The organism is Alkalibacterium sp. s-m-28 (assembly GCF_054658175.1).
This window is the reverse complement of sequence record NZ_BAAGIQ010000010.1, coordinates 1-13,026: the sequence shown is the minus strand read 5'-3', so window position 1 is coordinate 13,026 and position 13,026 is coordinate 1. Positions and strand designations below refer to the sequence as shown.

Sequence of the window (13,026 nt, the reverse complement as noted above, 5' to 3'; positions counted from 1 at the left end):
ATCAGGAGGTTGTTATGGAAAATTATTTCGAACCAGAACATTTCAGTATTTTTTCAGTCGATGGACTGGATGAGAGGATGGCACTGATCAGAGAACAGATCCAGCCTGTTTTCCAGTCGTTCGGTGATGAATTCAAAGCCCATGTGAATACACAGACGGCATTTGACGGAGGCTTTCACATTGCCCAGCATAGACGGAGAACTTCTAATGCGCCGGAAAGTACCTGGAGTGCTCTGGGAGGGAACTCTCGCGGTTACAAAAAATATCCGCATATCCAGCTGGGAATCAACAGCGATCATATTTTTCTCTTCCTGTCACTGATCGATAACCCGGTCCATGAGAAGGCAATGGGTCAGCATCTTCTCGAAAACCTGGAGTTGTTCGATCATCTATCAGCGGAGTATGTTATTTCACCTGATCATACTAAACCTGATCTTATAAAAGCAGATAATGGAACGATTGAAACCTCCTTGAATAGACTGCTTAAAGTAAAAAAAGGAGAGTTCATGATAGGTAAGATCATGCGTGAAGATAGTATAGAGTTGTCGGATAAAGACGCACAGTTTGACTTCTATAAAAAAACACTCGATGACCTTATGCCTATCTATTCCCGCCTGCTTGATGTTCATCAGAAGAACGAGAACTAACTTAAAGGATAAAGGAGTTTGTCATATGCAGTCAGAGAAAGAGAAAATGACAGCAGGAGAGATGTATGACCCATCTGATCCTGAACTGATAAAAGGAAGACGCAAAGGCCACTATAGAGCTCAAGATTTCAACAGAGCTGATACTGATGAAGAGAGAAAGCGGATCATTAAGGATCTGTTCGGAACCACTGGTGAAACTATTAAAGTGGAACCGACTGTGCGTGTAGATTATGGATATAATATACATGTAGAGGAAAATTTCTATGCCAATTTCAACTGTGTGTTTCTGGATGTCTGCCCAATTCGCATTGGGAAGAATGCGATGCTGGGCCCGGGAGTCAGTATTGTTACACCTGAACATCCTCTACTACCAGCAGAACGGAATTCAGGGTATGAATTCGGGAGACCAGTGACTGTGGGGGATAACTGCTGGATCGGAGCAGATGCGACGATCGTAGGCGGCTCTGAACTGGGCAATAATGTAGTTGTTGCTGCTGGAGCTGTAGTTAATGGCGTCTTTCCTGACAATGTTGTGATCGGTGGAGTGCCGGCCCGTATCATTAAGAACATACCGGTTAATTAACAAGGCCAGTCTTCATAGGCCTTTTTTACTTGTATGAATACTCAGCATATTCTTAGACATTTTTTAGTGTATTAGCTATGATGTACATATAGCACTCTTTATTGAGATGCTTCTCAGTGAAGAGAATAATGAATGGAAGGTGACGCATATGCAAGAACTTTTAACATTCCCGACAGACGAACTGTTTAAAGAGTACGAGGTAGTCGTTTCGATCTCACTGAACAATGAATCGAATGCAGTAGAAATAGAAGCGAACCAGATTCAGTTCCAGAATTTACTGAAAGAGGCAAAAGCTAAACTCTGTGAGTTGTATGATGAGAAATACTGCAATACGTTACTCGAAAAAGTGAAGCCACTTGTGGATCATTCAGATTTCTGGAGGCAGATGACTCAAAGTGTCGTCTTTTATGTCACCCCGGACGAAGTCTACTACTACCGCTTAAGTGTGCCGATTCACACTGGTACAGTAGTAGCTGAACAACCATATATCTTACCATTGATCGCCAATTTCCAGTACGTGAGCTACTATCACCTGCTGGCCCTTAATCATGATAAATTCAGTTTATACAACGGCAGACGCAATAAACTGCAGGAAATAGATCTGCCTGAAGAGGCCCCTGACACACTGACTAAAGCTTTAGGGGACGAACTGACTGGTGGAGAGCTCAACGTTGGATCTTATAATGGAAGTGAAGGAAACAGTGGTGGAGTCTTTCACGGACATAACGAGAAGAGCAATGAAGTTGAGATCGACCAGGAGAATTATTTCCGTGAAGTTGATAAGTATGTATATGAACATTATTCCAAACCGACAGAACTGCCTTTAGTCCTGTTCGCTCTGCCGAAAAATATAGCTGATTTTGAACGTTTGTCAAAAAATGAATACCTTGACGAAACACGTATTGAAGCTTCTCCATCGCAGTTATCGTTTAATGAGATTCAATCACATACTTCTGAAGTGGTGGATGAAATTATTAATCGCAGATACAAGAAACTCGTTGAGAAATTTAACGAAACGACACCTGAATATCGACTTGAAGCCCAGTATAATGACTTGGGAATGGCAAGTATTCAAGGGAAAATCGACGTTCTTCTGATCGAAGACGATTACCAGGTCCAAGGTGAACTTGATGAAAACGGACAGTACCAGGAAAGCACAGAAACTAAAAAGTATGTCAACCAGCTTGTTCATAACGTACTCAAGACTAAAGGAGACGTCTATGTTCTGGAAAAAGCCAGTATGCCTTCAGATACAGGTATTGCTGCAACTTTAAGATTCTGATTCATAAAGAATAAGAGTAAAAGCCGGGGCCAATGACTCCGGTTTTTATTTTATCTAAATGTCCCAATCACCTTGACTTCCCGACTTATTATCGGTATACTGACCTTTGTGTAAAATATCGCAGCGGGAAGCGGTAACCGCGTCAACAGTTTCTTGCCATGTGAATCATATGAGCGCAATTGTGTAACCAGCGGCTGCAATTGGTGAAGGTTGAAAAGAAACTGCACGTATTACTGAGCTTCCATTCGTTATTTTACTCCATTGCAGTTTTTGAATAAAACTGACAACAATTTAAATGGAGGAATCCCAAAATGGCAAGATATACAGGACCATCATGGAAAAAATCAAGACGTTTAGGCATATCTTTGACCGGTAGCGGAAAAGAACTGGCAAGACGTCCATATGCACCAGGTCAGCACGGACCTACTGCGCGTATCAAACTATCTGAATACGGCCTGCAGTTAAAAGAAAAACAGAAACTTCGTTACATGTACGGGTTGAACGAACGTCAATTCTTCAACTTGTTCACTAAAGCAGGTAAGATTCGTGAAGGTAAGCACGGTGTCAACTTCATGGTGTTGCTTGAACAGCGTCTAGATAACGTTGTTTACAGACTTGGTCTTGCGACTACTCGTCGTCAGGCTCGTCAGCTTGTAAACCACGGTCACATCACTGTAAACGGCAAACGTGTCGATATTCCATCATTCCACGTATCAGTTGGAGATGTAGTCGGTGTTCGTGAAAAATCTAAAGACCTTAAAATCATCAAAGAATCAGTTGAATCTATCTTTGGTCGTCCGGATTTCATTACTTTCGACGACGAAAAGCTGGAAGGATCTCTTACACGTCTACCACTACGTGAAGAAATGCCTGCTGAAATCGATGAAGCGTTTATCGTTGAGTACTACAACAGATAATCCGATATTAACAGTATTAAAAAGCCTTCTGTCATTAAATCGACAGAAGGCTTTTTTAGATTGACTGAACACGTCATGTTTAAAGAGCTTCGAGGAGAACATTACAGAATTCTTCCAGCATTTTTTTGTCGTCTTGCGAGAAACGATTCTTGATTGGCGCATCAATATCAAGGACACCGATTTTTCTACCGTTTTTGATAAGCGGAACTACAATTTCTGACTCACTGGCTGCATCACAGGCAATATGACCTGGAAACTGATGAACATCAGGAACGACAATTGTTTCTTCGTTCTTAAAGGCTGTGCCGCATACTCCGCTGCCGTCCTTTATTCGAACGCAAGCTACTTTACCCTGGAAAGGACCCAGGACGAGTTCCTGATCAGTTGTGTCCCACAAGTAGAAGCCAGCCCAGTTTACGTCTGTCAAGTGATCAAAAAGCAGAGCAGATGCATTGCTGAGATTGGCTATCAGGTTAGGCTCATCTGCCAGAACAGCCTGAAGCTGCTTATTTATCATATAATTCAGTTCTTTTCCCATGATTCTTTCCTTTCGCTGCTATGTTTTTTTTAGAATTTGCTTGCTAGTATAACATAATTGATCTAAGTTTGATATACTATATAAAAGAGAATAAGGGTAGACTCTCGTATCTACTGCTGGAGGGAATAAAATGACAATCGAAATTGTCGTAGCGATCAGCATCGTCATACTTGCAGTGATAGTGTATTTCAGTACATATTACCTCAAGAAAACACATTATACTGATATCGACCGACTGGATCACAAAAAAAAGGACGTATTCAGTTATTTGCCTAATGAGAAAGCAGATAAGCTTGAAAGAATGGCAATTAGTGGCCAATCTAAAGCATCAGCTGAAATGGCTGTCAGTAAGGTGAACTTGATCAATGATGAAAGACTGCCGGAAGTAGAGGCGTTTTTATTTGATGCCGAACAAGCCACAGATCGTTACCGGTTCAAGCAGGCTTCAGACTATCAGAAAAGAGCAGATGAATCGCTGAAAGCTATTGAAGAAGATGTCAAGCAGATAGTCAGTACGATCGATGAATTGCTGCAGCGTGAAGAAGCGAATCTGAAAAAAGTCGATGCTATTAAGAAAAGGTACCATAAAATCAGAAAAGAACTGCTGGCGAACAGCTTTACTTTTGGCGACAGCATCAATAATCTCGAAGACAAATTGGGTGACATTGAATCCAAGTTCACCTCGTTTTCCGATCTGACAGCATCAGGAGATCACGAAGAAGCTAAGCTGATTGTATCTAAACTGGATAAAGATATGTCAGCGATGGAAAAGCTAATGAGTCGTATCCCTGAACTGATCAAGACGATCAACACGTCCTATATCAAACAGAAAGAAGAGATAGTCGAAGGGTACAGAACTCTGACTGAAACAGGGTATCTCTTTCCAGAAGCAAATGAAATGGAAAATAAGTTAAACACGCTCCATAGTGATATCATTGAACTGAAATCTCTTGTTGAGGAACTGGATATTAAAAAAGCAGATTCTCAAAGTGAAGCTGTCGAAATAGAGATCAATGACTTATACGATCTTATGGAAACTGAAATTGAATCCAAGGCATCGGTAAACACTTTAATCAAGAAACTAAAGAAGATCATATTGTACGTTCAGGAGCAGAATCGTGAAATGGGCTTTGAACTTGACCGGATCAACCAGAGCTATACCCTCTATCAGAATGAGGAGAATCAGTATAAAGACCTGAAAGAGGCCCTAAAAGAACAAGTCAAACTGATCAGTGAGGTAGAAGCAGAGCTTTCAGAAGAACAAATACCGTACTCAACTGCAGAAGGGTTACTTAAAAAGAGCTTCGAGCAGTTGGAGAACGTGTCCCGAACTTATGAGACAATGTCGAAACAGCTTTATTCTTATAGAGAGAAAGAGCTGCAGATCAAAACTGATATTGAAGAAATGGAAATGGCATTAAGGGAAATGAAACGTTACATTGAAAGCAAGCATCTTCCGGGTCTGCCGAAAGCTTTTCTAGATCTCTTTTTCTATACAACAGATCACCTGGAGGCTTTATCCAAGGAACTCGCCAGACCTCGTCTAAATCTGAAAGAGGTGCTATCTCTTCATAAAATGTGTGAAGACGATATCGAATCACTGGCGTATCAGACCGACGCGATCGTCGATGAAGCTCTCCTGACAGAACTGACCAGCCAGCGCCTATACAGACATAAAGACGAACATCCAGAAGTAATCGAGACAATCAAATACAGTGAGTCCCTCTTCCTCGATGAGTATGATTATAAAACTGCCCTTAAAATGGTCAGAGAAAAACTGGAAACAATTGAGCCTGGTGCATATCAGACCCTATACGAAGAGTATAAAAAAGATAAATCGTATGATTAAAACCTAATTTACGGGAAAAGTCAGTCTAGTACTGGCTTTTTTCACGGTTACCATACTGCGGGTAATACACCAGTCCAAGGCTTGAAGAAGCAAAAAATTTTGATATAATAGAAAAAGTTTGTATATGAACGGCATAGAGAGGTTTTGACATGATATACTTTGACAATTCAGCTACAACTAAAATTAATGACTCAGTTCTCGAGTCCTATCTGGAAGCAAGCAAACGATACTACGGTAACCCGTCCAGTCTGCATGTTATGGGCGAAGAGACGAGTAGTCTGCTGAAACGGTCCCGTGCTCAGGTGGCCGAGCTGCTTCAGGTCGATTCTGAAGAAATAGTCTTTACCAGCGGTGGTACTGAAGGAGACAACTGGGCAATAAAAGGCACAGCAATCGAAAAGATGGCTTACGGGAAGCATATTATCTCTACAGCTATCGAGCATCCAGCAGTAATTAAATCCTTGGAGCAACTGGAACAAATGGGCTGGGAAGTGACGTACCTTTCTGTAGATGAGAAAGGTCAGATCGATTTGGATGAACTAAAGCAGGCTATCAGAAAAGATACGGTTCTTGTATCCATAATGGCTGTCAACAATGAGATGGGAAGCATACAGCCTTTAAGGAAAATTGGAGAAATACTTGAAACTTATCCATCTATACACTTTCATGTAGATGCTGTACAGGCAGTCGGCAAAATTGATCTGGACCTGGCTGGATCAAGAATCGATATCGCTGTCTTTTCTGGACATAAATTCCATGCGCCTAAGGGGACCGGCTTCATTTATCTGAAAAAAGGCAGAAAACTTGCTCCCCTGATGAGTGGTGGGGGCCAGGAAAAAGGAAAACGAAGCGGGACAGAAAATGTACCAGGGAATATTGCTATGGCTAAAGCTCTGAGACTTCTGTTAGAAGACGTAACAGTTAAAAGAAAAAGATTATCTGAACTGAAAAACGAACTGACTGATTATTTGAAAAAATTGGAGAAAGTGACCATCTTTACCCCTGATGAGAGTGCACCTCATATTATTTGTTTCGGAATGAACCGGATTCGAGGGGAAGTCATTGTCCACGCACTGGAAAAGCATGGGATCATTGTATCGACGACTAGCGCTTGTTCCAGCAGGAGAAAGACGAAAACACCGACTGTACTGGATATGGGCTACACTAAAGAAGAAGCTGAATCAGCTGTCAGAATAAGCTTGAGTCACTTAAACACGAATGATGAAGTTCAGCAATTCAAAGACCAGTTCAATTTGATATATGAGCAGTTGAAAGATATAAATTAAGGAGAGCGTTATGCAGATTACAGAAATTCTGGTTCGCTATGGCGAGCTGTCAACAAAAGGAAAGAACAGAAAATTTTTCATCAAGAAGCTGCACAGAAATGTTCGGTCACAACTTCGTCAGTTCAGCACAGTCAAGATCAGTTCGAACAGGGACAGGATGCATATTGATCTGAACGAGGAAGACGCCAATGCAGTGATGACCGAACTTAAGGATGTATTCGGAATCCAGTCATTTTCACCTGTCGTTAAAGTTGATAAAACGCTGGATGAAGCTAAGAAAGCCGTGGTTCATCTGGTTAAGGAACAGTTCAGAGAGAATGTGACTTTCAAGATCATGACCAGAAGAGCTGACCATGATTTTGAATATGATACGAATGAAATGAACCGTCTGCTTGGAGCTGAAGTTGAAAAGGCTGTTCAGCCAGTATCAGTGAAAATGAAGAACCCGGATGTTACAGTCAGGGTAGAGGTTCGAAAAGACGGGATTTTCATCTCTGTTGATACTCTGTCAGGTGCAGGAGGTCTTCCAGTAGGTACAAGTGGAAAAGGGATGCTTATGCTGTCAGGGGGGATCGATTCACCTGTTGCGGGATATCTGTCGATGAAACGAGGCATGTCTATAGAAGCTGTTCATTTTCACAGTCCGCCTTACACTAGCCCGCAAGCTCTTCAGAAAGCTAAAGATCTCACTGCCAAAATTGCACGTTTTGGCGGAGACGTCACCTTCCTGGAAGTTCCCTTTACTGAAATTCAGGAAGAAATTAAGAAAGTGATTCCCGAAACGTATTCAATGACTATTACCAGACGAATGATGCTGAGGCTGACTGATGCGATCAAAGAACACAGAAACGGGTTGGCGATAATCAACGGTGAGTCGCTCGGGCAAGTCGCTTCTCAGACTCTAGAAAGCATGAGAGCTATAAACGAAGTGACCAATACTCCTGTTCTCAGACCACTGATTTCAATGGACAAGAACGACATCATTAAAATTGCACAGGATATCGATACCTTTGATCTGGCGGTTCAGCCTTATGAAGACTGCTGCACGGTCTTTGCCCCTACACGTCCTAAAACAAAGCCTAGACTGCACAAGGTCAAGGAACTGGAAGAGGAGCTGGATATCGAAGGGATGATGCAGCGTGCACTGGACGGCATTGTTGATACGGTGATCGGTAAACATTCCGATTCTGAGCAGTCAAATGAAGATGCATTTGATTCGCTTTTCTGATCTTTTGGTTGCATTCAGCTCTGATGAAACGTACACTAGACTTAAACGATAGGAAAGAAGGGAAAAACATGGATGTAACTTTAAAAGGTAAAAAATTCCAGACAAACGCTCAACCCCCTCAAGTAGGAGACGATGCGCCTTCCTTTACGGCTAAGAATCTGAATGAAGAAACGGTCAGCTTGTCAGATTACAAAGGAGATGTGCTGATCATCAGTACGGTTCCGGATATTGAAACAAGCACGTGTTCCAGACAGACGAATACCTTCAATGATAAAGCTGAAGATCTGAAGAATACACGGATCATTTCCATATCGACAAATACTATAGAGCAGCAGACCAAATGGGCAGAATCTAAAGTGCTGTCTTCAGATATTCTTCATGACAGTGACCGGTCATTTGCTAAAGATTATGGTCTTTACATCGAAGCTATTGACAAAATGGCTCGGACAGTCTTTGTCATCAATAGAAACGGCCAGATCGTCTACCGTGAAGTGGTGAAAGAAATGGCAGAAGATCCTAACTATGAAGAAGCTTTGTCAGCTGCAAGACATGAAGAAGCAGAACTGAACTAATTCAGACAAGAGAATAAATAAAAGCATAGAACAAGAGGAGTAATGATCCGAATCATCTCAGAGAATGGGTGTCAGCTGGAAATCCCTGATGAAGACGATCACGAAGTAGCTTGGGAGCTTTTACGGGGAAACCAAATAGTACTCGTAAATGGGACGACAGACCATTAATACTGTCTAGAGAGATTACAGCATATATTTGATCGACCGGAATATGCTGTAGTAATATAGGTGGTACCGCGAAGCATTCGTCCTAGTTTGATTAGGATGGGTGCTTTTTTTGATAATTAAAATAAATGAGGTGCATAAAATGGAAGAGAATAACATGTCAACGAAATACGATCCAACTGCCGTAGAAGCAGGAAAATATCAGGAATGGCTGGATAAAGATTTGTTCAAGCCAAATGAGAAGGGAACAGAACCGTATTCTATCGTCATTCCGCCGCCGAACGTGACAGGGAAACTTCACTTGGGCCACGCATGGGATACGACGCTTCAGGATATCATAATTAGACAAAAGCGTATGCAGGGATATGACACCTTGTGGCTTCCAGGGATGGACCATGCCGGAATAGCAACCCAGGCCAAAGTAGAAGAGAAACTGGCTGAGCAGAACATTTCCCGTCATGATCTGGGTCGAGAGAAGTTTCTTGAAAAAGTATGGGACTGGAAAGAAGAATATGCGGCTAATATCCGTGATCAGTGGGCAAAAGTTGGTATATCAGTCGATTATTCAAGAGAACGGTTTACGCTTGATGAAGGACTGAATAAAGCAGTAAACAAAGTATTTGTTGATCTGTATAATAAGGGTCTTATCTATCGTGGAGAGTACATCATCAACTGGGACCCTAAAGCGCAGACGGCCTTATCAGACATTGAAGTCGAGCACAAAGAAGTCAATGGTGCCTTCTACCATATCAGCTATCCGATAGTGGACAGCGAGGAGTCGGTAGAAATTGCTACGACCCGTCCGGAAACAATGCTTGGAGATACGGCTGTAGCTGTCCATCCAGATGATGAGAGGTATCAGCACCTGATTGGAAAGAAAGTGCTACTTCCTATATTAGACAGGGAACTGGATGTCATCGCTGATGACTATGTCGACATGGAATTTGGTACAGGAGTAGTCAAGATTACTCCCGCCCATGACCCGAATGATTTTGAAATCGGTCAGCGACATGATCTGAAACAAATCAATGTGATGAACAATGATGGATCCATGAACAGTCTGGCAGGAAAATATGAAGGGATGGACCGGTTCGAAGCACGTAAAGCTCTAGTCAGTGATCTTAAAGAAGAAGGATATCTAATCAAGATTGAAGACATGCAGCACAGCGTGGGTCACTCAGAACGAACAGGTGTCATTGTCGAGCCGAGACTGTCAACTCAATGGTTTGTGAAGATGGATCACTTATCTGATAAAGCACTGGCTAACCAGCTGACTGAAGATAAAGTCAATTTCGTACCGGAACGTTTTGAGAAGACATTCAATAGCTGGATGGAAAATGTACACGACTGGGTTATTTCAAGACAGTTGTGGTGGGGACACCGTATACCGGCCTGGTATCACAATGAGACAGGTGAAGTTTACGTTGGAGAGTCAGCCCCCTCTGATCTGGAAAACTGGACGCAGGATAATGATGTGCTGGATACCTGGTTCAGTTCGGCCCTCTGGCCTTTTTCTACTATGGGGTGGCCTGACGTGGAAAGCAGCGACTTTAAGAAATACTTCCCGACGAGTACGCTGGTAACAGGGTATGACATTATTTTCTTCTGGGTCAGCCGTATGATTTTCCAGAGTCTTGAATTTACAGGCAAAGCGCCGTTCAAGCATGTTCTCATGCATGGACTGATAAGAGATGAGCAGGGCAGAAAGATGAGTAAATCTTTAGGAAACGGAATTGATCCTATGGAAGTCATCGACAAGTATGGTGCGGATGCACTGAGATGGTTCCTTTCCAACGGATCTGCTCCTGGCCAGGATGTCCGCTTCAGTTATGAAAAGATGGATGCATCATGGAACTTCATCAATAAGATATGGAATGCAAGCAGATATGTCATCATGAATTTAGGTAACTTTTCAGTTGAAGAAATCGATCTGACTTTAGAAAAATCGATTGCAGACAAATGGATCCTAGCTCGTCTTAATGAGACAGTCAGACAAGTGACCGACCTGTTTGAGAAGTTTGAATTCGGTGAAGCTGGCCGTCAGTTGTATAAATTCATCTGGGATGATTACTGTGACTGGTATATAGAGATGAGTAAGGAAGTCCTGACACAGGGAACGAAAGAACAGAAGCAGTCTGCCAAGTCTGTTCTTGTACATGTTCTGGACCAGACCCTGCGTCTGCTTCATCCGATCATGCCATTCGTAACTGAAGAAATATGGTCTCATATCCCTCACTCAGGAGAGTCCATCGTAACTGCAGAATATCCTGTGACTCGCACTGAATTCGAAGATCAGGATGCTGTAGAAAACATGGACATGTTGATCGAACTGATTAGGGCTGTCAGAACGATTCGTTCGGAGGCTGACAGACCTTTGTCCAAAACGATTGATTTGCTGATCAGAACTAAAGGAGACAAAGAAGAGACTTTCCTTAAAAAAAATGAGTCATTCATCAGACGATTCTGTAACCCTGATCAGCTAGTCATAGAACAGTTGGTCGATGTGCCGGAAGAAGTGAAAGTAGCTGTAGTAACTGGCGCGGAAGTATTCATCCCACTTGCCGGACTAGTCGACTTCAAAGAAGAAATCAAGCGTCTGGAAAAAGAGCAGTCTAAATGGCAGAGTGAAATCACTCGAGTGGAGAAGAAACTTGCTAATGAAAAATTCGTTCAGAATGCTCCAGACAGCATCGTTGAAGAAGAGCGAGCTAAAGGGAGAGAGTATCAGGAGAAATATGATTCTGTCACTCGACAGTTGGCGAAAATGAAAGAGATAGAAGAGGATAATCGATGAATAGACTGATCATATTTGATATGGACGGGCTGATGTTCGACACTGAACCCCTCTATTATAAAGCCAACCAGAAGACAGCTGACCGTATAGGCCTTCCCTTTGACTATGCGTTTTATGAAAAGTATATTGGTGCCAGCGAGAAAGACTTTTTCAATGCGATGTATCAGTCATTTGACAAGGAAAAAGTCGAGCGATTCATCACTGACAGTACAGCGGATTTAAAAGATGTCCTGTTTGCGGCTCCTCCAGTCAAGAAAAAAGGACTGGTCGATCTGCTCGATTATCTGAAAAGTAATGAATACAAAATGGTGGTCGCGTCCAGTTCTGAAAGAGAGGTCGTCAAGGCACTTCTCGTTAGTGCTGAGGTATCAGATTACTTTGACGGCGTCGTTGGAGGAGATGATGTGACGCATTCAAAACCTCACCCTGAGATATTCATCAAAGCCAGTACGCTGGCAGGTGAAAATTTATCTAATATTTTAGTTCTTGAAGATTCAGTAAACGGGATCAAAGCGGCTAACGCAGCAGGCTTTCCAGTTATAATGGTACCGGATCTTATCGAACCTGATGATGAGATACGCAGCCGAACATTAGACGTCTGCCATGATCTTCATGAAGTTCTAACGAAGATAAAAAGTGACATTTTAATTTAATGGGTAATGTTATAGAAGAGGAGCTAAAGACAGCTTCTCTTCTTTTCATGTGCGCCCGGCATGGGCGACAACTTGGTGGTGAAAGTCCACTACAGACTTGGCAGTAGGAACTGTTAGCGAAAGACAAGGGTGTCCGCCGTGAGGCGGAATCTGAAGGAAGTCGGACGCAAATGCTTGCACTGACGAACAGAAACTTCATATCAAGGCTTAATAGAACGGATGAGCTTGCATGACAAAGTGAAGTCCGATACTGCCCGAATTCTATTGAGTAAATGAAGCAGTGACATGAGCAGAAGGTTGTCGTTCTTACCCGGGGAGGTCTCGTCAGCGCTTAGTAGTAACAACGAATGGCGAGAAGTCAGCCAATATTTTTGTGACGAGTAACCGCAGGAACAGAGGTCATAGTAGGGAAAATGTACCGAAGGACCGAACAGTATCAATACTTTGAAGATTGGAGGTTAGGCATTATGACAAACGCAGAAAACAACCACAAGGTTGGCAAGCTACAAAGG

The 13,026-nt window shown here is 42.5% G+C and carries 11 protein-coding genes and 1 other annotated feature; of the genes, 10 read left to right on the top strand and 1 reads right to left on the bottom strand.

The annotated features are described in order from the left end of the window. Positions 1-14: 14 nt before the first annotated feature. From ACYQ4S_RS02810 to rpsD, 4 genes are all read left to right on the top strand, one after another. The gene (locus ACYQ4S_RS02810) at positions 15-647 is read left to right on the top strand and encodes a DUF1054 family protein (protein ID WP_459769244.1); all 633 of its coding nucleotides are present in this window, start codon (positions 15-17) and stop codon (positions 645-647) included. Between the two features lie 25 nt (positions 648-672). Beyond that, positions 673-1,230, top strand: coding sequence for a sugar O-acetyltransferase (locus ACYQ4S_RS02805; protein WP_459769242.1), 558 nt, complete (start codon positions 673-675; stop codon positions 1,228-1,230). 148 nt (positions 1,231-1,378) lie between these two features. Then, on the top strand, positions 1,379-2,512 hold the full coding sequence (locus ACYQ4S_RS02800) for a baeRF6 domain-containing protein (RefSeq protein ID WP_459769240.1): 1,134 nt from the start codon (positions 1,379-1,381) through the stop codon (positions 2,510-2,512). Positions 2,513-2,823: 311 nt separating this feature from the next. Then, positions 2,824-3,429, top strand: a complete 606-nt coding sequence (gene rpsD, locus ACYQ4S_RS02795; protein ID WP_091478967.1) for a 30S ribosomal protein S4 — start codon at positions 2,824-2,826, stop codon at positions 3,427-3,429. 79 nt (positions 3,430-3,508) lie between these two features. Here the strand turns inward: rpsD and ACYQ4S_RS02790 are convergent, their stop codons facing one another. Further along, positions 3,509-3,967: a GAF domain-containing protein gene (locus tag ACYQ4S_RS02790; protein WP_459769238.1), complete on the bottom strand. Its 459-nt coding sequence runs from the start codon at positions 3,965-3,967 to the stop codon at positions 3,509-3,511. A gap of 130 nt (positions 3,968-4,097) precedes the next feature. Between ACYQ4S_RS02790 and ACYQ4S_RS02785 the strand changes: the two genes are divergently transcribed. From ACYQ4S_RS02785 to ACYQ4S_RS02760, 6 genes are all read left to right on the top strand, one after another. Then, entirely contained in the window at positions 4,098-5,816 is a 1,719-nt protein-coding gene (locus ACYQ4S_RS02785) for a septation ring formation regulator EzrA (protein ID WP_459769236.1), read from the top strand. Positions 5,817-5,965: 149 nt separating this feature from the next. Continuing rightward, the gene (locus tag ACYQ4S_RS02780; RefSeq protein WP_459769234.1) at positions 5,966-7,102 is read left to right on the top strand and encodes a cysteine desulfurase family protein; all 1,137 of its coding nucleotides are present in this window, start codon (positions 5,966-5,968) and stop codon (positions 7,100-7,102) included. Between the two features lie 10 nt (positions 7,103-7,112). Then, positions 7,113-8,330 (top strand): tRNA uracil 4-sulfurtransferase ThiI, encoded by a 1,218-nt coding sequence (thiI, locus tag ACYQ4S_RS02775; RefSeq protein WP_459769233.1) that lies wholly within the window; start codon positions 7,113-7,115, stop codon positions 8,328-8,330. 68 nt (positions 8,331-8,398) lie between these two features. Further along, on the top strand, positions 8,399-8,902 hold the full coding sequence (locus tag ACYQ4S_RS02770) for a thiol peroxidase (protein ID WP_459769231.1): 504 nt from the start codon (positions 8,399-8,401) through the stop codon (positions 8,900-8,902). Between the two features lie 17 nt (positions 8,903-8,919). Further along, positions 8,920-9,158 (top strand) — a binding site (T-box leader). Between the two features lie 51 nt (positions 9,159-9,209). Beyond that, positions 9,210-11,861, top strand: a complete 2,652-nt coding sequence (locus tag ACYQ4S_RS02765) for a valine--tRNA ligase (RefSeq protein ID WP_346025497.1) — start codon at positions 9,210-9,212, stop codon at positions 11,859-11,861. Beyond that, positions 11,858-12,514: an HAD family hydrolase gene (locus tag ACYQ4S_RS02760; protein ID WP_459769229.1), complete on the top strand. Its 657-nt coding sequence runs from the start codon at positions 11,858-11,860 to the stop codon at positions 12,512-12,514. The genes ACYQ4S_RS02765 and ACYQ4S_RS02760 overlap by 4 nt, the downstream gene beginning before the upstream one ends. Positions 12,515-13,026: the final 512 nt, after the last annotated feature.

Coding starts and splice junctions, on each gene's coding strand:
- ACYQ4S_RS02810 (WP_459769244.1), top strand. CDS start 15: ATGGAAAATTATTTCGAACCAGAACATTTCAGTATTTTTTCAGTCGAT.
- ACYQ4S_RS02805 (WP_459769242.1), top strand. CDS start 673: ATGCAGTCAGAGAAAGAGAAAATGACAGCAGGAGAGATGTATGACCCA.
- ACYQ4S_RS02800 (WP_459769240.1), top strand. CDS start 1,379: ATGCAAGAACTTTTAACATTCCCGACAGACGAACTGTTTAAAGAGTAC.
- rpsD (WP_091478967.1), top strand. CDS start 2,824: ATGGCAAGATATACAGGACCATCATGGAAAAAATCAAGACGTTTAGGC.
- ACYQ4S_RS02790 (WP_459769238.1), bottom strand. CDS start 3,967: ATGGGAAAAGAACTGAATTATATGATAAATAAGCAGCTTCAGGCTGTT.
- ACYQ4S_RS02785 (WP_459769236.1), top strand. CDS start 4,098: ATGACAATCGAAATTGTCGTAGCGATCAGCATCGTCATACTTGCAGTG.
- ACYQ4S_RS02780 (WP_459769234.1), top strand. CDS start 5,966: ATGATATACTTTGACAATTCAGCTACAACTAAAATTAATGACTCAGTT.
- thiI (WP_459769233.1), top strand. CDS start 7,113: ATGCAGATTACAGAAATTCTGGTTCGCTATGGCGAGCTGTCAACAAAA.
- ACYQ4S_RS02770 (WP_459769231.1), top strand. CDS start 8,399: ATGGATGTAACTTTAAAAGGTAAAAAATTCCAGACAAACGCTCAACCC.
- ACYQ4S_RS02765 (WP_346025497.1), top strand. CDS start 9,210: ATGGAAGAGAATAACATGTCAACGAAATACGATCCAACTGCCGTAGAA.
- ACYQ4S_RS02760 (WP_459769229.1), top strand. CDS start 11,858: ATGAATAGACTGATCATATTTGATATGGACGGGCTGATGTTCGACACT.